General features: G+C 72.5%; 16 protein-coding genes and 1 rRNA gene. 5 read left to right on the forward strand and 12 right to left on the reverse strand.

From position 1 onward, the window contains the following. Window positions 1-8 precede the first annotated feature (8 nt). The 3 genes from KVT44_RS07865 to KVT44_RS07875 all read left to right on the forward strand — a co-directional run bounded on the left by KVT44_RS07865 (window position 9) and on the right by KVT44_RS07875 (window position 5,054). Entirely contained in the window at window positions 9-1,811 is a 1,803-nt protein-coding gene (locus KVT44_RS07865) for a glycoside hydrolase family 15 protein (RefSeq protein WP_060902234.1), read from the forward strand. A 195-nt stretch (window positions 1,812-2,006) separates the two neighbouring features. After that, complete coding sequence (locus tag KVT44_RS07870; protein ID WP_217566491.1) at window positions 2,007-3,344, forward strand: FAD-binding oxidoreductase; 1,338 nt, start codon at window positions 2,007-2,009, stop codon at window positions 3,342-3,344. Between the two features lie 69 nt (window positions 3,345-3,413). Next, window positions 3,414-5,054, forward strand: coding sequence for a PucR family transcriptional regulator (locus tag KVT44_RS07875; protein ID WP_217566521.1), 1,641 nt, complete (start codon window positions 3,414-3,416; stop codon window positions 5,052-5,054). A gap of 15 nt (window positions 5,055-5,069) precedes the next feature. Here KVT44_RS07875 and KVT44_RS07880 read toward each other — a convergent pair whose 3' ends face one another. The 6 genes from KVT44_RS07880 to KVT44_RS07905 all read right to left on the reverse strand — a co-directional run bounded on the left by KVT44_RS07880 (window position 5,070) and on the right by KVT44_RS07905 (window position 11,186). Then, on the reverse strand, window positions 5,070-6,206 hold the full coding sequence (locus KVT44_RS07880) for a glycosyltransferase family 4 protein (protein ID WP_217566492.1): 1,137 nt from the start codon (window positions 6,204-6,206) through the stop codon (window positions 5,070-5,072). Between the two features lie 258 nt (window positions 6,207-6,464). After that, window positions 6,465-7,208 (reverse strand): hypothetical protein, encoded by a 744-nt coding sequence (locus tag KVT44_RS07885; protein ID WP_190169502.1) that lies wholly within the window; start codon window positions 7,206-7,208, stop codon window positions 6,465-6,467. Window positions 7,209-7,292: 84 nt separating this feature from the next. Next, window positions 7,293-9,023 (reverse strand): DNA repair protein RecN, encoded by a 1,731-nt coding sequence (gene recN, locus KVT44_RS07890; RefSeq protein WP_190169501.1) that lies wholly within the window; start codon window positions 9,021-9,023, stop codon window positions 7,293-7,295. A gap of 126 nt (window positions 9,024-9,149) precedes the next feature. Next, window positions 9,150-10,055: an NAD kinase gene (locus KVT44_RS07895; RefSeq protein ID WP_054234477.1), complete on the reverse strand. Its 906-nt coding sequence runs from the start codon at window positions 10,053-10,055 to the stop codon at window positions 9,150-9,152. Next, the gene (locus KVT44_RS07900; RefSeq protein WP_099923436.1) at window positions 10,052-10,867 is read right to left on the reverse strand and encodes a TlyA family RNA methyltransferase; all 816 of its coding nucleotides are present in this window, start codon (window positions 10,865-10,867) and stop codon (window positions 10,052-10,054) included. Before KVT44_RS07900 ends, KVT44_RS07895 begins: the two co-directional genes overlap by 4 nt. Window positions 10,868-10,874: 7 nt before the next feature. After that, window positions 10,875-11,186 (reverse strand): hypothetical protein, encoded by a 312-nt coding sequence (locus tag KVT44_RS07905; RefSeq protein ID WP_217566493.1) that lies wholly within the window; start codon window positions 11,184-11,186, stop codon window positions 10,875-10,877. A gap of 42 nt (window positions 11,187-11,228) precedes the next feature. On the opposite strand from KVT44_RS07905, the gene KVT44_RS07910 reads away from it, so the two are divergent. Further along, the gene (locus KVT44_RS07910; RefSeq protein ID WP_060901712.1) at window positions 11,229-11,576 is read left to right on the forward strand and encodes an SCP2 sterol-binding domain-containing protein; all 348 of its coding nucleotides are present in this window, start codon (window positions 11,229-11,231) and stop codon (window positions 11,574-11,576) included. Here KVT44_RS07910 and KVT44_RS07915 read toward each other — a convergent pair. From KVT44_RS07915 to KVT44_RS07930, 4 genes are all read right to left on the reverse strand, one after another. Next, window positions 11,560-12,474: an ABC transporter ATP-binding protein gene (locus KVT44_RS07915; protein WP_217566494.1), complete on the reverse strand. Its 915-nt coding sequence runs from the start codon at window positions 12,472-12,474 to the stop codon at window positions 11,560-11,562. The two genes, KVT44_RS07910 and KVT44_RS07915, sit on opposite strands and share 17 nt — an antisense overlap. Next, entirely contained in the window at window positions 12,471-13,514 is a 1,044-nt protein-coding gene (locus tag KVT44_RS07920; protein ID WP_099923433.1) for an iron chelate uptake ABC transporter family permease subunit, read from the reverse strand. Before KVT44_RS07920 ends, KVT44_RS07915 begins: the two co-directional genes overlap by 4 nt. Further along, a complete protein-coding gene (locus KVT44_RS07925; protein WP_217566495.1) occupies window positions 13,511-14,554 on the reverse strand; it encodes an iron ABC transporter permease in 1,044 nt (347 codons plus the stop codon). Before KVT44_RS07925 ends, KVT44_RS07920 begins: the two co-directional genes overlap by 4 nt. Window positions 14,555-14,632: 78 nt before the next feature. Further along, window positions 14,633-15,661, reverse strand: coding sequence for an HAD hydrolase-like protein (locus KVT44_RS07930; RefSeq protein WP_217566496.1), 1,029 nt, complete (start codon window positions 15,659-15,661; stop codon window positions 14,633-14,635). A 72-nt stretch (window positions 15,662-15,733) separates the two neighbouring features. On the opposite strand from KVT44_RS07930, the gene KVT44_RS07935 reads away from it, so the two are divergent. Further along, a complete protein-coding gene (locus tag KVT44_RS07935) occupies window positions 15,734-17,026 on the forward strand; it encodes a DUF1015 domain-containing protein (protein ID WP_143601237.1) in 1,293 nt (430 codons plus the stop codon). Between the two features lie 92 nt (window positions 17,027-17,118). On the opposite strand, the gene KVT44_RS07940 is transcribed toward KVT44_RS07935, so the two are convergent. Beyond that, the gene (locus KVT44_RS07940; RefSeq protein WP_254649126.1) at window positions 17,119-17,982 is read right to left on the reverse strand and encodes a tetratricopeptide repeat protein; all 864 of its coding nucleotides are present in this window, start codon (window positions 17,980-17,982) and stop codon (window positions 17,119-17,121) included. A gap of 1,494 nt (window positions 17,983-19,476) precedes the next feature. Next, window positions 19,477-19,553: ribosomal RNA gene (gene rrf / locus KVT44_RS07945) — 5S ribosomal RNA — on the reverse strand; the annotation flags it as partial.

The following is a 19,553-nucleotide window of genomic DNA, read 5'->3' on the forward strand; positions in this document are numbered from 1 at the left end:
AGATGCACGTGGCCGGGCGCATCGAGGACTACGCACTCATCGGAGACATGCAGACCGCAGCACTGGTCTGCCGGGACGGCACAGTGGACTGGCTGTGCCTGCCCCGCTTCGACTCTCATGCCATCTTCGCGGGACTGCTCGGCACGGAGGAACACGGATTCTGGCGGCTCGGGCCCGCCCACGCGGCCGACGCCGAACCACCGACGGCGGCGCGCCGCTCGTACCGCGGCGACTCGCTGATCCTCGAATCCGAGTGGGACACCCCACGCGGCACGGTCCGAGTGACCGATTTCATGCCGCCGCGCGACGGCGCGCCCCAGCTGATCCGGATCGTGGAAGGCGTCACGGGCCGGGTCCCGATGCGTTCCGCGCTGCGGATGCGTTTCTCGTACGGCCGTGTCGTGCCCTGGGTGCACAAGCACGAGGGGCGCACGGTCGCCGTCGCCGGACCCGACTCGGTGTGGTTCGACACCGCCTGCGAGACCTACGGCAAGGCGCTGACCACGTACGCGGACTTCACGGTGGCACCCGGTGACCGGATCGCGTTCACCATCTCGTGGGAACCGTCGCACAAGAAGCCCCCCGCGCTGCCCGAGCCGGAGCAGGCCCTGGAGGCCACCGAGGACTTCTGGCGCGACTGGGTCGACCAGTGCACGTACCACGGCCCCTACCGCGAGGCCGTCGTCCGCTCCCTGATCACCCTCAAGGCCCTGACGTACGCGCCCACGGGCGGCATCGTCGCCGCGCCCACCACCTCCCTCCCGGAGGAGATCGGCGGCGTACGCAACTGGGACTACCGCTACACCTGGCTGCGCGACGCCGCGATCACCCTCTCCTCCCTCCTGCGCACCGGCTACCGCGATGAGGCCCGCGCCTGGCGCGAATGGCTGCTGCGCGCCGTGGCCGGCGACCCGGAGAACCTGCAGATCATGTACGGCATCGCGGGCGAGCGGGAGTTGGGCGAGGCGGAGCTCGACTGGCTACCCGGATACGAGAACTCGGGCCCCGTACGGGTCGGCAACGGCGCCGCGCACCAGCTCCAGCTGGACGTCTACGGCGAGGTCATCGAGGCCCTGCACCTGGCCCACATGACGGGCCTGTCCCGCAACGACTACGCCTCCCTCCTCCAGCTGAAGCTGATCCGCTACCTGGAGGACCACTGGGACCAGCCGGACGAGGGCATCTGGGAGGTCCGCGGCCCGCGCCGCCACTTCGTGCACTCCAAGGTGATGGCCTGGGTCGCCGTCGACCGCACGATCAAGCTCATCGAGTCCGGTGACGCGGACGGCCCGCTGGAGAAGTGGCGCGAACTGCGCGACGACATCCACCGGGACGTGTGCGAGAAGGGCTACGACAAGGAGCGCAACACCTTCACGCAGTCGTACGGCTCCAAGGAGCTGGACGCCTCGCTGCTCCTCATCCCGCAGATGGGCTTCCTCCCCCCGGACGACAAGCGCGTGATCGGCACCATCGAGGCGATCCAGCGCGAGCTGTCCACCTCGGACGGCTTCATCCTGCGCTACCCGACCACCGGCGAGGACGCGGGCGTGGACGGTCTCGAGGGCGACGAGGGGGCCTTCCTGGCCTGCTCCTTCTGGATGGCGGACGACCTGGCGATGATCGGCCGCGTCGACGAGGCCCGCAAGCTCTTCGAAAGGCTCCTGGCCCTCCGCAACGACCTGGGCCTCCTCGCCGAGGAATGGGACCCCCGCCTCCAGCGCCAGGTGGGCAACTTCCCCCAGGCCTTCAGCCACGTGCCCCTGATCGACACGGCCCTGCGGCTGACGGCAAGCGGGGCATACGGCGGCTGACACGAACGGGACGACGGCCCGCGCTCCCCTTTCGGGGGGGGGCGTGGGCCGCGGCCCGTGGGGGCGCGGGGCTGTGACATTGTGCGGCTCCGCCGCGTGGGCGCGACCAGCCCCCACCGGCCCGCACCTCCAAACCCGCCGGTCAAACCCCTACGCTGAAAGCAGACCTGTCCCCGCAGAAAGGGGGCAACTGCAATGTCCCCCTTCTCAAAGGCCCACACCCGCCTCGCCGCCCTGCGCGCAGACCTGACCGGCGACGCTCTCAGGCCGGAAGATCCCGGCTACGACAACGCCCGCAAGCTCTTCAACACCCGCATCGACCGCCACCCGGCAGTGATCGCCCGGTGCGAGACCAAGGCGGACGTGGTCCATTGCGTCCGCTTCGCCCGGGACCTGGACCTCCACATCGCGATCCGAGCCGGCGGCCACAGCCCGGCCGGGATGTCGCTCAACGACAACGGCCTGGTCATCGACCTGCGCCGGATGCACACGGTGACCGTCCACCCCGGCTCCCGCACGGTACGGGTCGAGGGCGGCGCCCTCATGAGCCACCTCGACCAGGCCACCCGGCCCCACGGCCTGGCCACCACCGGCGCCCGGAACTCGACCACCGGCGTCGCCGGCTTCGCCCTCGGCGGCGGCACCGGCTGGCTCGACCGCGCCTTCGGCCTCGCCGTCGACAACCTGCTCGGCGTCGAACTGGTCACGTCCGACGGCTCGCAGATCCAGGCCACCGATCACGAGAACCCGGAACTCTTCTGGGCCCTGCACGGCGGTGGCGGCAACTTCGGCGTCGCCACCGCACTGACCCTGAGACTGCACCCGCTGCCGGATTTCTCGATCGCCCTGCTCACATACCGCCCGAAGTCCGGCCCGGACGTGGTCCGCGGCTACCGCGAGATCATCGAGGCCGCGCCGCCGGAGACGGGCGGTGGCATCATCCGCACACAGCTGGTCGACGCGCTCCTGACGTACCCGGGCCCCGAGCAGGACCTCCGCAAGCTCGCCCGGCCGCTGCTGGCGCTGCCTCACGAGGCCGTGATCCTCACGACCCTCCCCTACGCCGCCTTCCAGCGCATCCTGGACAGCCCGCCGGGCCTGAGGAACCGCTCTTCCGCGGAGTCGCTGACCGGCCTGCCCGACAAGGCCGTGGACGTCTTCTGCGAGCTGGGAAACGCCATGCCCGTGCCCACGGCCACCCGGTACTCGCTGTTCCCGCAGGGCGGCGCGATCGCCTCAGGCCCGGACCGCTTCCCGGTGCCGTTCCGGGACGCCCGGTGGACCGTGCACCCCTTCGGGATGTGGGAGGACCCGGCCGACGACAAGCGCTGCGTCCAGTGGGTCGAGGACGTGCGCGCCGCCTTCCGGCCGTGGAGCACCGGCGCGGTCTGCCTCAACCTCGTCGGCGACGAGGGAGTCGACCGCGTGGTGGCCGGCCTCGGCGCCGGGAACATCCGCCGGCTGGCCGCGGTGAAGGCCGCGTACGACCCGGACAACGTCTTCCGCTTCAACCACAACATCCTGCCCCGGTAGTGAGCGGCCCGGCCTCGGACATGCCTCCGGGAGGCCTCCCCGGGTAGCGTCCGCTGCATGGACAGCCGTTTGGACAGCCACTTGGACAGTCGATACGACACCCAGGGCGCCGGAATCACCGTGCAGCGGGCGCTGGAGCTGCCCGGGCTGCGCAGTGGGCTGCCGGAGATCCTCGCGGGCGCCGAGCGGCTGGGCCGCACCGTGCGCTGGGTGCACGCGGGCGAGGTCCCGAACATCGCCTCGCTCCTCAAGGGCGGCGAACTGCTCCTGACCACGGGCTACGGCCTCGGCACCCGCCCCGCCGACCAGCGCGCGTTCGTCCGCACCCTCGCGGAGCGCGGTATCGCGGCGCTCGTCGTGGAGCTCGGCCCGCGCTTCACCCGGCTGCCCTCGGCCCTCGTGGAGACGGCCCGCTCCGCCGGTCTCCCGCTGGTCCAGCTGCACCGCGAGGTGCCCTTCGTGGCGGTCACGGAGGAGATCCACACCGAGATCGTCAACGGCCACTACGCGCTGCTGCAGCGGGCCGAGGAAGTGCACCGGCGCTGTACCGAGGCCCTGCTCGGCGGCGGGGGCATACCCCAGGTCCTCGGCATCCTCGCGGACTTCAGCGGCAACCCCGTCTTCCTGGAGACCGCGGACGGACAGCTCCTGTACGCCGCGGGGGCCGGCTCCGCCGGCGCCGATCCGCTCCAGGTGTGGGAGGGGCTGCGCGGCCAGCACAAGGAGGAACCACCCGCCGGGACGACCCTCGTGGACGTGCCGGGCGGCGGCCCCGGCACCGGTTCGGTACGCGCCCGGCTGGTGCTCCTGCCCGTCAGCGCCCCGGTCGCCCCCGTGCACCGGATCGCGGCGGAGCGGGCCGCGGGCATCCTGGCCGTCGTCCTCATGCAGGCCCGCCAGGAGGAGGAGCTCGCGGCACGCGGACGCGGCGACTTCCTCACCGACCTCGCGGAGGGCCGTATCGCCGCCGAGGACGCCCCCGCACAGGCCCGCGTGCTCGGCTTCAAGCCCGGCAACAGTCCGCTCCTGCCGGTCGTGATGCGGCTCGCCGACGGCCCCTCCCCCGGCGGCGGCTGGGCCGTCCTGGCGCGCGCGGTCGCGGAAGAGCTGGCCTCGGTGGGGGTGCCGGTCCTTTTGGGCGTACGCCCGGTGGAGGGCCGCGTCCCCCTGTTGCTGGGCCTGCGTTCGGAGTCCGAGCGCGCGGCGGTCGCGGACCGGGTCGCGGCGGCCCTCAGGGCGGGCGTGGAGCGCGCGGGCATGCAGCGGGCGGGGGCACAGCCGCCCGTGGTGGTGGTCGGGGTCGCGGGCGGCTGGGCGGCGGCCTCGGCGGGCCTGCGGCACGCGGCGGAGACGGCGACGGCCGCGCAGGGCCTGACGGACCGCCCCTGGTACGACGCCCGCCGCCTCGACACCGACCTGCTCCTGTGGCGGCTGCGCGACCATCCGGACCTGGCGGCCTTCGTGGAGCGCGCCATCGGCCCCCTCCGCGACCACGACCTCCGCTCCAAGCCGCCGCTGCTGCCCACCCTCGAGACGTACTTGGCGCACGCGGGCCGCAAGGCGGAGACGGCCCGCGAGCTGCACCTGAACCGGCAGACCCTCTACAACCGCCTCGCCCGGATCGGGGAGTTGCTGGGCACGGACCTGGACGACCCGCAGACGGTACTGGCGTTGAGCCTGGCACTGCGAGCGCGACGGCACGTGCCCTGAGCCACCGGACGTCTCCTAGGCAAGGGGCCTGGTCTGGGTCAACTCGTCGTAGACGCTGAGCACTTGGGCGACGGTCTCGTCCTCGGTCGGCCAGGTCGCGGCCTGCCGCACCCCCCGTTCCTTGAGCGACTCCCGGCGATCGTCGTCCCCGAGCAGCCGTACGACGGCCTCGGCGAGCGCGTCGGCGTCCGCGCACGGGACGAGTTCGGCCGCGTCGCCGACCAGTTCGGGGATACCTCCGACGGCGGTCGCGACGAGCGGCACACGCGCGTGCAGGGCCTCCTGGGCGAGCACGGAACGGGACTCCCAACCGCTCGGCAGCACCGCGAGATCGGAGGCCAGGAGCAGCTCGGAGACGTCCTCGCGCCGCCCGACGAGCCGCACCGGCAGCTCCTCGTCCTCGATCCGCCGCTGGAGGGCCGCCCGCAGTGGCCCCTCCCCGGCGATCACCAGGAGCGGCACGGGGTCGAGCGAGCGCCACGCGCGCGAGGCGTCCAGCAGGGTGTCGTATCCGCGGTGCCGGTCGAGGGAACCGACGGCCATGAGCAACGGGCGGTCGGTGGCGCCGAGTTCGGCCCGCGCCTTGTGGCGGAGCCGGTCGGGGTCCCCGTACTCGACGGCCTTGCGTGGCGTCGGGAACGCGACGGCCGCGAGCCGGGCGTCCCGCGCCCCGCGCCTGCGGGCGCGGTCCACGAGGTCGGACGAGGAGCCCAGCACCACCGCCGCGGCCCTGGCGACCCGCCGCTCCAGCAGCCGCAGCAGATGCGCCCGCGCGCCCTCCGCGTGCGAACGGGTGTGCCAGGTGACGACGAGCGGGGTGCGCCGCCCGCTGAGCGCGAGCGCGGCCCGCAGCGCGGCGTGCAGCCCGTGCGCGTGCACGAGATCGGCGTCCGCGCAGGCCACCCGCAGCGCGGCCACGGCGGCCGGATCACTGCTGCGCGGCACGGGAACGTGCTGGGCGCCGACGCCACTGAACCCGTACGCGAGGTCGGCCTCGGCGGGTGCGCACACGGTGACCCGCACACCCCGGGCGACAAGCCCCGAGGCCAGCGACCGCACATGCGCGCTGCTGCCCGCGCTTCCGCCGCCGAGCACCTGCACGGTGCGCAGCGGCGACTGACCGTGCGGTGAGTGGCTGCTCACGTGGCTCACGTGGCCGGGGCTCCTGGTTCGGCGTCGGACGGGCACGGAGAACGTACAGAGGGAAAAGCAGAGGGGGGTGTACCGCACGTCGTGCTCCGCGTACTACGCCAAGGATGCCAGGCCGTACGGGTGTTCCGGGACCGCCATCGGAGCAAGCCTCGCGGCGCAGCGCCCAACTCGACGGCAGCTGTCACCCACAAGAGTGACAAGTCGCGTGTCTTCGCGACGGGTTGTCCTTCGCTGGATGCGCGACGGGGTGTCCGCCCCTCACCCCAGCGGTCGCGCGACCGCCTCGCTGACCTTGTCCCCGTACACGGTCGCGGCCACCAGCGCCGCGGCATGGGCGAGGAGCCCGGCCCGCCCGTTGCCCGCGACGATCGCGCTGCCCAGCGCGGCGCCGAGCGCGTGGGCCCCGGTGTCGCCGATCATCGCGCGCTCGCCGAGGTCGTCGGGGAACACGGCCGCCGCCGCACCCATCGCCGCGGCTGACAGCCGCCCGGCGGGGCCGCCCCGCAGCAGTCCCGGGGCCCCCAGCGCGAGCACCGCACCGGCGGCCCGCCCCGGCCGGACATCCACGAGGTTGACGAAGTGCGCGCTCCCGGCGATCACGACCCCCGCGAGCAGCTTGTCCACAGGCCGCTCCTTGAGCAGCGCCCCCGCCACCAGCCCCGCGGCCGAGATTCCGAACAGCTTGACCGCCCCACTGGTCACCTCCCCGTCCTTCAGCGCCCCCAGATGCGCCCGGAACCCCCGGCGGGGGTCTCCCGCCCCGACCACGTCGTCGTACGCGCCGCACGCCCCGGCGGCCAGGACCGCGGCCCCGGCGCCCCGGTGGACGCGCGCGGCCGCGAGCGCCGCTCCGAGGGCGGTGGCGGGGCCGGCGTACAACTCGACGGTGCGCCCGGCGTAGTTCGTGCGCTGCCAGCGCTCCGGGCCGCCCGGGGTCTTGGTGCGCAGGCCTGCGAGGGTGGCGCGGGTGACGGCGACGGCGGTACCGAAGCTGGTGATCATGCGACAACTCCAGGGGCCCGCGAAGCGGGCAGGTTCGGGGGCCGCGGAGCGGCAAAAGGGGTGGGCGGGCGCCCGCAGACGGAACTACACGTCACCCCGAGCCGTGGCCAACAATTCCTCCGCATGCGCCCGGGCCGTCTCGGAGTCCTCCTGCCCCGCCAGCATCCGGGACAGCTCCCGAATCCGCTCCTCCCCCTCGAGCACCTTCACCCCGGAGCGCGTCACAGACCCGTCGTTGGTCTTCTCGACCAGCAGCTGCCGGTCGGCGAACGCGGCGACCTGCGGCAGATGAGTCACCACGACGACCTGCGCGCTCTTGGCGAGCTTGGCCAACCGCCGCCCGATCTCGACCGCGGCCTTGCCACCCACACCTGCGTCCACCTCGTCGAAGAGATACGTCGGCACAGGGTCGGTCCCCGCGAAGACGACCTCCACCGCGAGCATCACACGTGAGAGTTCACCACCAGAGGCCCCCTTGGCGATGGGCCGCGGCGGCGCCCCGGGATGCGGGGCGAGCAGCAGCTCGACCTCGTCCACACCCGCGGGCCCGTACGCGACGGTGCGCCCGCCGAGCTCCACGCCCTCGGGGTCGTCGGTCTGCCGGATCTCGAACGACACGCGCGCGTGCGGCATGGCGAGCGAGGCCAGCTCGGCGGTCACGGCGGCGGCGAACCGTTCGGCGGCCTCGGTCCTGGCGTCCGTCAGCGCCTGCGCGAGCCCGCCCAGTTCGGCGCGCAGCGCGTCCCGCTCGCCGGTCAGCTCGTCGATCCGCTCGTCGTCGCCGTCGAGTTCGAGGAGCCGCGCGGCGCCCTGCTCGGCCCATGCGAGTACGGCGTCGATGTCCTCGCCGTACTTACGGGTCAGCTGGGTGAGCGCGGCGCGGCGCTCCTCCACGGCCGAGAGCCGCAAGGGATCGGCGTCGAGGTCGTCGGCGTACCCGGCCAGCTCCCCCGCCACGTCGCGCAGCAGGATGTTGATCTCCCCGATCCGCCCGGACAGCCCGGCGAGCGCGGCGTCGTGCGACCGTACGGCCTCCAGGGCCCGGTGCGCGCCCGCGACGAGCGTCGCCGCGTCGATGCCCTCGGGGTCCTCGGGATTGCCCGCGAGCGCGGCGTGGGCGGCCGTGGCGGCGGACGCGAGCGCCTCCGCGTGCCCGAGCCGCTCCGCCTCCGCCGACAGTTCCGCGTCCTCGCCCGCGCGCGGCTCGACCGCCGCGATCTCCTCGAGTCCGAAGCGCAGCAGGTCGGCTTCCTGGGCCCGCTCACGCGCGCGTGTGGTGATCTCGTCCAGCTCGGCCGAGATGGCCCGCAGTCGCCGGTAGGCCCCCGCGTACTTGGCGAGCGGCACGGCGACCGCGTCCCCGGCGTACCGGTCGAGCGCCTGCCGCTGCCGGGACAGTTTGAGCAACCCCTGCTGGTCGGTCTGCCCGTGCACGGCCACCAGCTCGTCGGCCAGCTCGGCGAGCACGCCCACCGGGACGGAACGGCCGCCCAGGTGCGCCCGTGAGCGCCCCTCGGCCGAAACGGTACGGCTGATCAGCAGCGCGCCGTCGTCGAGCTCGGCGCCCGCCTCCTCGGCCCGTACGATCGCCGTACCGCCCGTGGGTACGGTGATCCGCCCCTCCACGACGGCGTTCTTGGCGCCGATCCGTACGAGGGCGGGGTCCGCGCGCCCGCCGAGCAGCAGCCCGAGGCTGGTGACCACCATCGTCTTGCCCGCACCGGTCTCACCGGTCACGGCGGTGAAGCCTGGTGACAGCTCGACGACCGCGTCGTCGATGACTCCGAGCGACCGTATCCGCATCTCCTCCAACACGGACACGACCTTACGAGGTCCAGCCACGGATGTGCGACGGCCCCCGCCTCGCAGCCGCGAACCCGCAGGTGACAAGCACCTACAAACGGTGCCTTGTCACCCACGGGAGTGGACCTGACGGGAGCGTCAGTGCGGCGCCCCGCGCCACCCGGAAACCGGCAGCGCGAACTTGGCCACCAGCCGGTCGGTGAACGAGGCGTGGTGCAGCCGAGCCAGCCGCACCGGCACGGCCCCCCGCCGTACCTCCACCCGTGCCCCCGGCGGCAGCTCCACCGTCCGCCGCCCGTCGCACCACAGCACCCCCGGCGGAATGTGCGGCAGCACCTCCACCGCGAGCACCGAGTTCGGCGAGGTCACCATCGGCTTGGCGAACAGCGCGTGCGCGCTGATCGGCACCATGAGCAGTGCCTCGACCTCGGGCCAGACGACGGGTCCGCCGGCGGAGAAGGCGTACGCCGTGGACCCGGTCGGGGTCGCGCAGACGATGCCGTCGCAGCCGAAGCCGGTGACCGGCCGCCCGTCGATCTCGAGGATGACCTCGAGGAGCTTCTCGGCTGAGACCTTCTGTACGGCGGCCTCGTTGAGCGCCCAGTCGGTGTGCACGATGTCGCCGTTCTGGTGGACGACGACGTCGACGGTCATGCGTTCCTCGACCTCGTACGCCTTGGTCACCACCCGGTCGACGACCTTGTCGAGGTCGTCACGCTCGGCCTCCGCGAGGAAGCCGACGCTGCCGAGGTTGACGCCGAGCATCGGCACGCCGGAGGCGCGGGCGAACTCGGCGCCGCGCAGCAGTGTGCCGTCACCGCCGAGCACGATCAGCAGTTCGCATCCGTCGAGGCACTGCGGAGTGGCTTCCTTCACCAGCTCCACCTCGGGCGGCAGCGGCAGATCTGCCGCCTCCGCCTCCAGCACGCGCACCCCGATCCCGGAGCGCAGCAGTCCCTGGACCACGAGTTCGGCGCTGCGGATCGCAGCGGGCCGCCCGGTGTGGGCCAGCAGGAAAACAGTACGAGCTCGGGTCTGTGTCAACGCGGCCCCTCCGCCACTGCACGGTCAACGTCGGCCGGGTCGAGTTCGGGTGCCCCGGCACGCAGCCACAGAAAGTACTCGACATTGCCCGAGGGTCCGGGCAGCGGACTCGCGGTCACGCCCTTCACCCCGAGCCCCAGCTCCGCGGCCCGCCGGGCCACTCCGCGCACCGCCTCGGCGCGCAGTTCCGGACTGCGTACGACTCCACCACTCCCCAGCCGTTCCTTCCCCACCTCGAACTGCGGCTTGACCATCATCACCAGATCGGCGTCGGGCGCCGCGCACCGCACGAGGGCGGGCAGCACCAGGCCGAGCGGGATGAAGGACAGATCCCCGACAACAAGATCCACGGGCTCCCCATCGATCGCCTCCAACGTCAACTCGCGTACGTTCGTACGGTCCTTGACGGTGACGCGTTCATCGCTCTGCAGAGACCAGGCGAGTTGACCGTAGCCGACGTCGACGGCGACGACACGGGAGGCACCCGCGCGCAGCAGTACGTCGGTGAAGCCTCCGGTGGACGCTCCGGCGTCCAGCGCCCGCCGCCCCTCGACCTTGAGTCCCTGGGGTACGAAGGCCGTCAGGGCGCCCGCGAGCTTGTGCCCGCCGCGCGAGACGTAGTCGGGGTCGCTGTCGTCCTGGGTGACCACGATCGCGGCCGCGGTCTCCACCTGGGTGGCGGGTTTGGTCGCGAGGGTCTTGCCGACGCTCACCCGGCCGGCGGCGATCAGCTGGCTGGCGTGCTCGCGCGAGCGGGCGAGCTTCCGGCGGACCAGCTCGGCGTCGAGGCGGCGGCGTGCCACTCCTGCCACGTTGGGTTCAGCTCCTGCGGTCGTACGGCGTAGGGGGCGCCGGAGGTCCCGGGCGGGCGTCGAGCGCGGTGAGCGCGTCGCGCAGCCCCCGGTGTACATCCTCGTACACCTCGACATGTCCGTCCGTGGCGAGGTGGTCGGCGTCGCCCAGCCGGTCGAGCTGGGCGTCGACCTCGGCGTTCCCGGTGGGGGTGCGGTCCACGTCCAGCGGGGCCGGGGCGGCGGGGTCGTACTCGAGTTCGGGTTCGACCCCGACCGGAACCTCCGGCTCCGGCATCGCTCCCTGCGGAGTCCCGGCCTCCGACACTGACTCGTTCATGCCCCGACGCTACCCCGAAGCACTGCGGTACCGTCGACCGCGATGGCCACGATTGAGGAGTGCCGCAGCGCACTCGACAAGCTCTCGGACAACATGGCGGGCGCGGACGGGAACGTACGCGAGGCGGCGGCCCTGGACCGCTCGCTCAGCTGCCGTATCACCGACCTCGACATCACCTTCGTCGGTCGTCTCAAGGACGGCCGGATCGAGGTGCTCGACACCCTCCAGGGCCCACCCGTCGAGAAGGCCCAGATCAGACTCGCCATGTCCGGTGACGACCTGGTCGCCATGGTCGACGGGCAGCTGAACTTCGCGAAGGCCTGGGGCTCGGGCCGGGTGCGGCTGGAGGCGGCCCTGCTCGACCTGTTCCGCCTCAGGAAGCTTCTTTAGCGGCTCCGGCGGCAGCGGCTCCGGCGGCCACCTTCACGCGGGCCTTGCGTGCCGCGGGCACCACCAGCGGCGTCCCGGTCTCCGGGTCGTCGATGACCTTGCAGCGCAGCCCGAAGACCTCCTCGACCAGTTCGGCCGTGACGATGTCGTTCGGCGCGCCCTCGGCGAGGACCCGGCCCTCGCGCAGGGCGATGAGGTGGGTGGCGTACCGGGCCGCGTGATTGAGGTCGTGCAGGACGGCGACCAGGGTGCGCCCCTGCTCCTCGTGGAGTTCGGCGCACAGGTCGAGCACGTCGATCTGGTGCTGGATGTCGAGGTAGGTCGTCGGCTCGTCGAGCAGCAGCAACGGGGTCTGCTGGGCGAGTGCCATCGCGATCCACACGCGCTGGCGCTGGCCGCCGGACAGTTCGTCGACATAGCGATCGGCCAGTTCGGCGACGCCGGTCGAGGCCATCGACTCCTGTACGACCCGCTCGTCCTCCGTCGACCACTGGCGCAGCAGGCCCTGGTGCGGATAGCGGCCCCGGCCGACCAGGTCACCGACCGTGATCCCGTCCGGCGCGATCGACGACTGCGGCAGCAGCCCGAGCGTCCTGGCCACCTTCTTCGCGGGCATCGACTGGATGACCTGCCCGTCGAGCAGCACCCGTCCCTCGGAGGGCTTGAGCATCCGCGACAGGGCGCGCAGCAGCGTGGACTTGCCGCAGGCGTTCGGGCCGACGATCACGGTGAAGGAGTTGTCGGGGATCTCCACCGACAGCTTCTCCGCGATGACGCGCTGGTCGTAGCCGAGGGTGACGTTGTCGGCGGACAGGCGGTTCACAGTGCTCCTTTGAGTGTTCTTGTTCGTCTGGGTCTTCTCGTTCGCCTGGGTGCCCCTGTTCGCCGTGGCGCTCATATCCGGCCCGCCTTGCGCTCGGTGACCAGCAGCCACAGCAGATAGATCCCGCCCAGGACCCCCGTCACGACGCCGACGGGCAGCTGATCGGCGCCGAAGGCCCGCTGCGAGGCCCAGTCCGCGACGATCAGCAGGGTCGCGCCCACGCACATCGACGGCACCAGGTTCGGGCCCGGCGAGCGGGTCAGCCGCCGGGCGAGCTGCGGCGAGGTGAGCGCCACGAAGCCGACCGGGCCCGCGGCGGCGGTGGCGCCGGCGGTGAGCAGCACGGCGGCCAGCATCAGCAGCAGTCGTACGCGCTCGACACGCACTCCGAGGGCGTACGACACGTCGTCGCCCATCTCCATCATGCGCAGCCCGCGCGCGTTGCCGAGGACGAGCGGGACGAGGACGGCGCACATGACGAGCAGCGGCCAGACCTGCGCCCAGTCACGGCCGTTGAGGGAGCCGGTCATCCAGACGACCGCACGGGCCGCGTCGACGATGTCCGCCTTGGTCAGCAGATAGCCGTTGACCGCCGTGACGATCGCGGAGACCCCGATACCGACCAGGACCAGTCGGTATCCGTGCACGCCCCGCTTCCAGGCCAGCAGATAGATGGCGAGCCCGGTCACCAGGCCGCCGACGAGCGCTCCCAGCGCGACCTGGTTCGCACTGCCCGAGAACAGCACGATCATGATGAGCGCCCCGGCCGTCGATCCCTGGCCGAGGCCGAGGACGTCCGGGCTGCCCAGCGGGTTGCGGGAGATGGACTGGAACAGCGCCCCGCCGAGCCCGAGCGAGGCCCCGACCAGCAGGCCGACGAGCACCCGCGGCAGCCGCAGGTCGTTGACGATGAACTCCTGGCCCGCGTTCCCGTTGCCGACGAGCGTCTTGAGGACGTCGACGGCCGGGATCGGGAAGTCGCCGGTGCCGATCAGCACCACGCTCGCGGCGAGCGCGGCCACCAGCAGCAGTACGACGACGGTGAACGCCCGGACGTCGAGCCGGACGGAGAGACCGCCGCGCGTCCGCACGGCTCGGGTACGTGGGGTCGTCACAGCTGGGCCGTCCTCCGCCGTCGTACGAGATAGATGAAGACCGGCCCGCCGAGGACCGCGGTGACGATGCCGACCTGCAGCTCCGCGGGCCGCGCGACCATCCGCCCCACGACGTCGGCGCCGAGGAGCAGCACGGGCGACAGCACGGTCGCGTACGGCAGGATCCAGCGCAGGTCGGGCCCGGTGAAGGAGCGGACCACGTGCGGGACCATGAGCCCGACGAAGACGATCGGCCCGCAGGCGGCGGTCGCGGCGCCGCACAGCACGGTGGCGGCGGCCATGGACAGCGCCCGGGTGCGGTTCAGGTTGGCGCCGAGCGCGCGGGCGGTGTCGTCGCCCATGGCCATGGCGTTCAGCGGCCGGGCGAGCGCCAGCGCGACGACCGTGCCGACCACCAGGAAGGGCAGCACCTGCCTGATGGTCGAGTCGGTGGCCGAGGCCAGCGAACCCACCGTCCAGAAGCGCATCTTGCCGAGCGCCACGTCGTCCATGATCATCACGGCCTGCAGATAGCCGTAGAGCGCGGCGCTGATCGCCGTGCCGGCGAGCGCGAGCCGCACCGGGGTGGCGCCGCGGCTGCCGCCCAGGAACCAGACCAGCGCCCCGACCGCGGCCGCGCCGAAGAAGGCGAACCACACATAGCCGCTCAGGCTCGTGACACCGAAGTAGGTGATGGCGGTGACGACCGCGGCGGACGCGCCCGCGTTGATGCCGAGCAGTCCGGGGTCGGCCAGCGGATTGCGGGTGAGCGCCTGCAGGACGGCACCCGACAGTCCGAGCGCCGCACCGACGAGCAGCCCGAGGACGGTACGCGAGATCCGGTCGTCCACCACGACGTCGGAGTACGTCCCCGTGCCGTGGAACAGGCCGTGCCAGACCTGGTCCAGCGGCAGCGCTTTCGCACCGATCGCGATACTCACCAACGCGACGAGCACCAGGAGGGCCAGGGACGCGAGGAGCCCGACGGCGCGTATCGCCTGACGGCTCGGGGGCGCGGGGGCGGTCTCCGCGCGCTGTTCGGGGGGACTGTCGACCAACACGTGGTTAGGTTAGCCTACCCTCGCTCACTCTTCGATCCCGGGTGACTACGCCTCACCACCGACGAGCCCCCGCATCCTTCAGAGCCCCAGCCGCGCCAGCGCCTTCCCCCCGTCCAACTCGCACGTCCCGTCCCCCGCGGCCGTCCACGCCGCCGCGCACAACGCCCGCAGCCCGTCGAGCGCCTCACCGTCGCCCGCGAGTTCCAGGCGCTCACTCGCGGCCTGCGCCGTCCAGCCGCCGCAGCGGAACCCGTCGCCCTCCTCCACGACCTCCGGCTGCCCGGTGAGCAGCCCGCGCAGATCCGCGTCCACGTACGTCGGCCGGTGCTGCGGCGGGGCGGCGAGGAGCTGCGCGCCGTCCGTCACCCCGGTGAGCACGAGCAGCGAGTCCACCTCGCCGTTGAACGCGCCCTCGATGTCCGTGTCCAGCCGGTCGCCGACCACCAGCGGCCGCTTCGCCCCGGTCCGCAGGATCGTCTCGCGGTGCATCGGGGGCAACGGCTTGCCCGCCACCTGCGGCTCGGCGCCCGTGGCGATGCGTACGACCTCCACCGCGGCCCCGTTCCCGGGCGCGATCCCCCGCGCGCTCGGGATCGTCAGGTCGGTGTTGGACGCGAACCACGGCACCCCGCGCGCGACGGCGTAGGACGCCTCCGCGAAGCGCCCCCAGGGCAGGTCGGGACCGCCGAACCCCTGGACGACCGCCGCCGGGTCGTCGTCCGCCGACTCGACCGGCTCGAGCCCGCGCTCGCGCAGCGCGACCCGCAGTCCCTCGCCGCCGATGACCAGCACGCGCGCACCGGCGGGCACCTGCTCGCTGATCAGCCGCGCCACGGCCTGCGCCGAGGTGATGACGTCATCGGCGTCCGTCGGTATACCGAGCTCGCTCAGATGCTCCGCCACCGCATCGGGCGTACGCAGCGCATTGTTCGTGACATACGCGAGGTGCATCCCTCCCGAACGGGCCGTGCCCAGTGATGCCACGGCGTGCGCGATCGCGTTGCCGCCCGCGTACACCACGCCGTCGAGGTCGAGCAGAGCCGTGTCGTAGGCCTCACTCAGCGCCTGTTCACTGGCCTCGGGCCGGGTCCTGGCGGTCTGGCTCATTACGCATCGCTCCTCGTTCGATCTCTTTCCCCCGATCATCCCGTACAGCGTCTGCACACTTACGATGCCTCAATGAACTATGCAGGTCCCGCGGAGGAAACCCCGGCGCGCAGCGGCCTCGAACTGACCCCGTTCCGGGGCCTTCGCTACGACCCCGACCGGGTCGGCAGCCTCGCCGCCGTGACATCTCCGCCGTACGACGTCATCGTCCGGCCGGACGGTCTGCTCCACCTCGAGTCCGCCGACCCGCACAACATCGTCAGGCTGATCCTCCCCCAGGACACGACCCCGACGGCCCGCAACCGCCAGGCGGCGGACACCCTGCACGACTGGGTGTCCGAAGGCGTCCTGGCCGCCGACCCCGAGCCGGGCCTGTACGTCTACGAGCAGCACGACGACGGCATGCTGCAACGCGGCATCATCGGCGCCCTGCGCCTGTCGGAGCCGTCCGCCGGCGTCGTCCTCCCGCACGAGGACGTCATGCCGCACATCATCGCGGACCGCGCGGCCCTGATGCGTGCCACCTCCGCCAACCTCGAACCGCTGCTGCTGACCTACCGCGGCAACGGCTCCCGGGTCGGCACGGCCGCCGTCATCGAGCGCGCCGCAGAGGGCGACCCGCTGCTCTCGACGACCACGGAGGACGGTTTCAGCCACCGTCTGTGGGCGATCACCGACCCGGCCGACCTGGCCGAGATCCAGACGGATCTCGGCCGGCACCAGGCTCTCATCGCGGACGGCCACCACCGTTGGGCGACGTACCTGCGGCTACGCGCCGAGCACCCCTCACCGAGCCCCTGGGACTACGGCCTCGTGCTCCTGGTGGACACCGCGCGCTACCCGCTCCGGGTCCGCGCGATCCACCGCCTGCTGCACAATCTGCCGGTCGCGGAGGCGCTGACCGCCCTCACGGACTCGTTCCGCGTACGTCACCTCGACGTTCCGCTCCCCGAGGCCCTGGAGGCCCTCGCCGCGGCCGCCGCCGAGGGCAACGCCTTCCTCCTCGCGGGCGACGGCTCCTTCCACCTGGTCGACCGCCCCTCCCCGGACCTCCTCGCCCGTACGGTCCCGGCGGACCGCCCCGAGGCCTGGCGCACCCTGGACGCGACCGTCCTGCACGCCACACTCCTGGCCCACATCTGGGGCATCCCCGAGGACTCGCCCGCCCACATCGCGTACATCCACGACACGGCCGCCACGGTGGACAAGGCGGAGCGCGACGGCGGCACGGCCGTCCTGATGCATCCGGTCCGCGAGGAGGTCGTACGCGACCTCGCCCGCCAGGGCGTCACGATGCCCCGCAAGTCGACGTCGTTCGGCCCGAAGCCGGCGTCGGGGCTGGTACTGCGGGCGCTGCCCCTCTGAGGCACCCAGGCGATAACTGGGGCTGAAACGCCACGGGCGGCGGGATCCCTTCCGGAATCCCGCCGCCCGTGTCCTACGACAACCGCTGTACGTCAGCCCCGCGGAGCTTCGTCATCGTCGTCGGCCTCGACGACCGGCTTGGTCCGCTCGGCCTCGACGATGTCGTCCTCATCGTCGTCCTCGGTCTCGACCTCGGTGTCGGTCTCCACGTCCGTCTCGATCTCGTCCTCAGCCTCAGCCTCAGCTTCGGTCGCGACCTCGTCCTCGTCCTCGTCCTCGACGAGCGCGTCGACGAACTCGACGCCGTCCAGCTCGGCGAGCCGGTCGGAGGCGTCCGTGCTGCCGTCCTTGTCGGACTCGACGGCCTTCGCGAACCACTCGCGCGCCTCGTCCTCACGACCGGCGGCCAGCAGCGCGTCGGCGTAGGCGTAACGCAGTCGGGCCGTCCAGGGCTGTACGGAGTTCGAGGCGAGCTCCGGGCTCTGGAGCGTCACGATGGCGGCGTCGAGCTGCCCCATGTCGCGCCGGGCGCCGGCCGCCACGAGCCGCATCTCGACCTGACCGGCCTTGTCCAGCTTGTGCACCTCGGGCGCACCCGCCATGTCCAGCGCCTTCTCGGGCCGGCCCAGGCCGCGCTCGCAGTCCGCCATGACGGGCCACAGGTCCACGTTCCCGGTCATACGGCGCGCCGCCCTGAACTCGGCGAGCGCCTCGCTGTACTTCTGGTTGGCGTACGCGGCGAACCCGGCCGCCTCGCGTACGGCGGCCACACGCGACGCCAGCCGCAGGGCGATCTTCGAGTACGCGTACGCGCCCTCGGGGTCCTCGTCGATGAGCCGGGCGACCATCACCAGGTTCCTGGAGACGTCCTCCGCAAGCCCCTTCGGCAGGCTCTGGAGCTCCTGCCGTACGTCCCCGTCGATCTCCTCGCCCGTGACGTCATCGGGGATCGGCAGCCGCTTGATCGGCTCACGGTCCCGGTCGCGCTCGTCGCGGCCACGGAAGCCGCCACCGCGCCGGTCGTCGCCCCGACGGTCGTCACGGCCCCGGAAGCCACCGGGGCCACCAGTGCCACCGGGACGGCCACCCCGGTCGTCACGACGGGGGCCACCACGTCCGCGGTCGTCGCGACCCCGGTCGTCGCGGGCGCGGAAACCGCCGCCGCCACGGCTTTCGTCACGACGGTCGTCCCGCCTGTCGTCGCGGCGGAAGGCCGGACGGTCGCCCTCACGCCGGTCGTCGCGGCGGTCGTCCCGACGGTCATCACGGCGGAAGTCACTGCGGTCGTCGCGCCGGAAGCCGCCACCACCACCGCGGTTGTCGTCGCGGCGGAACCCACCGCGGTCACCGCTGTCACGACGGTCGTCGCGCCGGAAGTCACCGCGGTCATCGCGGCGGAAGCCACCGCGATCGCCGCTGTCACGACGGTCATCACGGCGGTCATCGCGACGGAAGCCACCGCGGTCGTCGTCACGACGGGGACCACTGCTGGGTCGGTCGTCACGGCGCGGGCCACTGCTGGGACGATCGTCACGGCGGAACGCCGGACGGTCCCCTTCGCGACGGAACCCGCCACGGTCGTCGCCCCGACGGTCGTCGCGCCGGAAGTCACCACGATCATCACGGCGGAAGCCACCGCGGTCGTCGTCACGACGGGGACCACTGCTGGGTCGGTCGTCACGGCGCGGGCCACTGCTGGGACGGTCATCACGGCGGAAACCACCGCGGTCGTCGCCTCGGCGATCGTCACGCCGGTCATCACGGCGGAAGTCACTGCGGTCGTCGCGCCGGAAGCCGCCGCCACCGCCACCCCGGTTGTCGTCCCGACGGAACCCACCGCGGTCGTCGTCACGACGGGGACCACTGCTGGGTCGGTCGTCACGGCGCGGGCCACTGCTGGGACGGTCATCACGGCGGAACGCCGGACGGTCCCCGTCCCGACGGACCCCACGGTCACGGTCGTCGCGACGCGGACCGCTGGTGGGTCGATCGTCACGGCGGAACGGCGGGCGACCGCCCCGGTCGCCCTCACGCCGGTCGTCACGGCCACGGAAACCGCCACCGCCACCGCCACCGCCACGGTTGTCATCACGACGGCTGTCGTCACGACGGTTGTCGTCGCGCCGGAAGCCGCCGCCACCGCCACCCCGGTTGTCGTCCCGACGGAACCCACCGCGGTCGTCGTCGCGGCGCGGGCCACTGCTGGGTCGGTCGTCACGCCGGTCGTTGTCGCGGCGCGGACCTCCGCGGTAACCGCCGCGGTCACCACTGTCCCGGCGGCGCTGATCGCGCTCCGGTCGCTCGTCGGGAGAGTTGGTGGACATGGGTGACTCCTGTCATCGGTACCGCAAGTCATTCTCGCGCAGCCGGGTACCCGGCGCGCTTCGGAAAAAGCAAAAAAGGACCTCTGGTCCCAGCGAGTCGCTGGGACCAGAGGTCCTCCAAAGATTGTTCGGCGGCGTCCTACTCTCCCACAGGGTCCCCCCTGCAGTACCATCGGCGCTGTGAGGCTTAGCTTCCGGGTTCG

The sequence above is a fragment of the Streptomyces sp. GbtcB7 genome (assembly GCF_019091445.1).
Taxonomy (GTDB): domain Bacteria; phylum Actinomycetota; class Actinomycetes; order Streptomycetales; family Streptomycetaceae; genus Streptomyces; species Streptomyces mirabilis.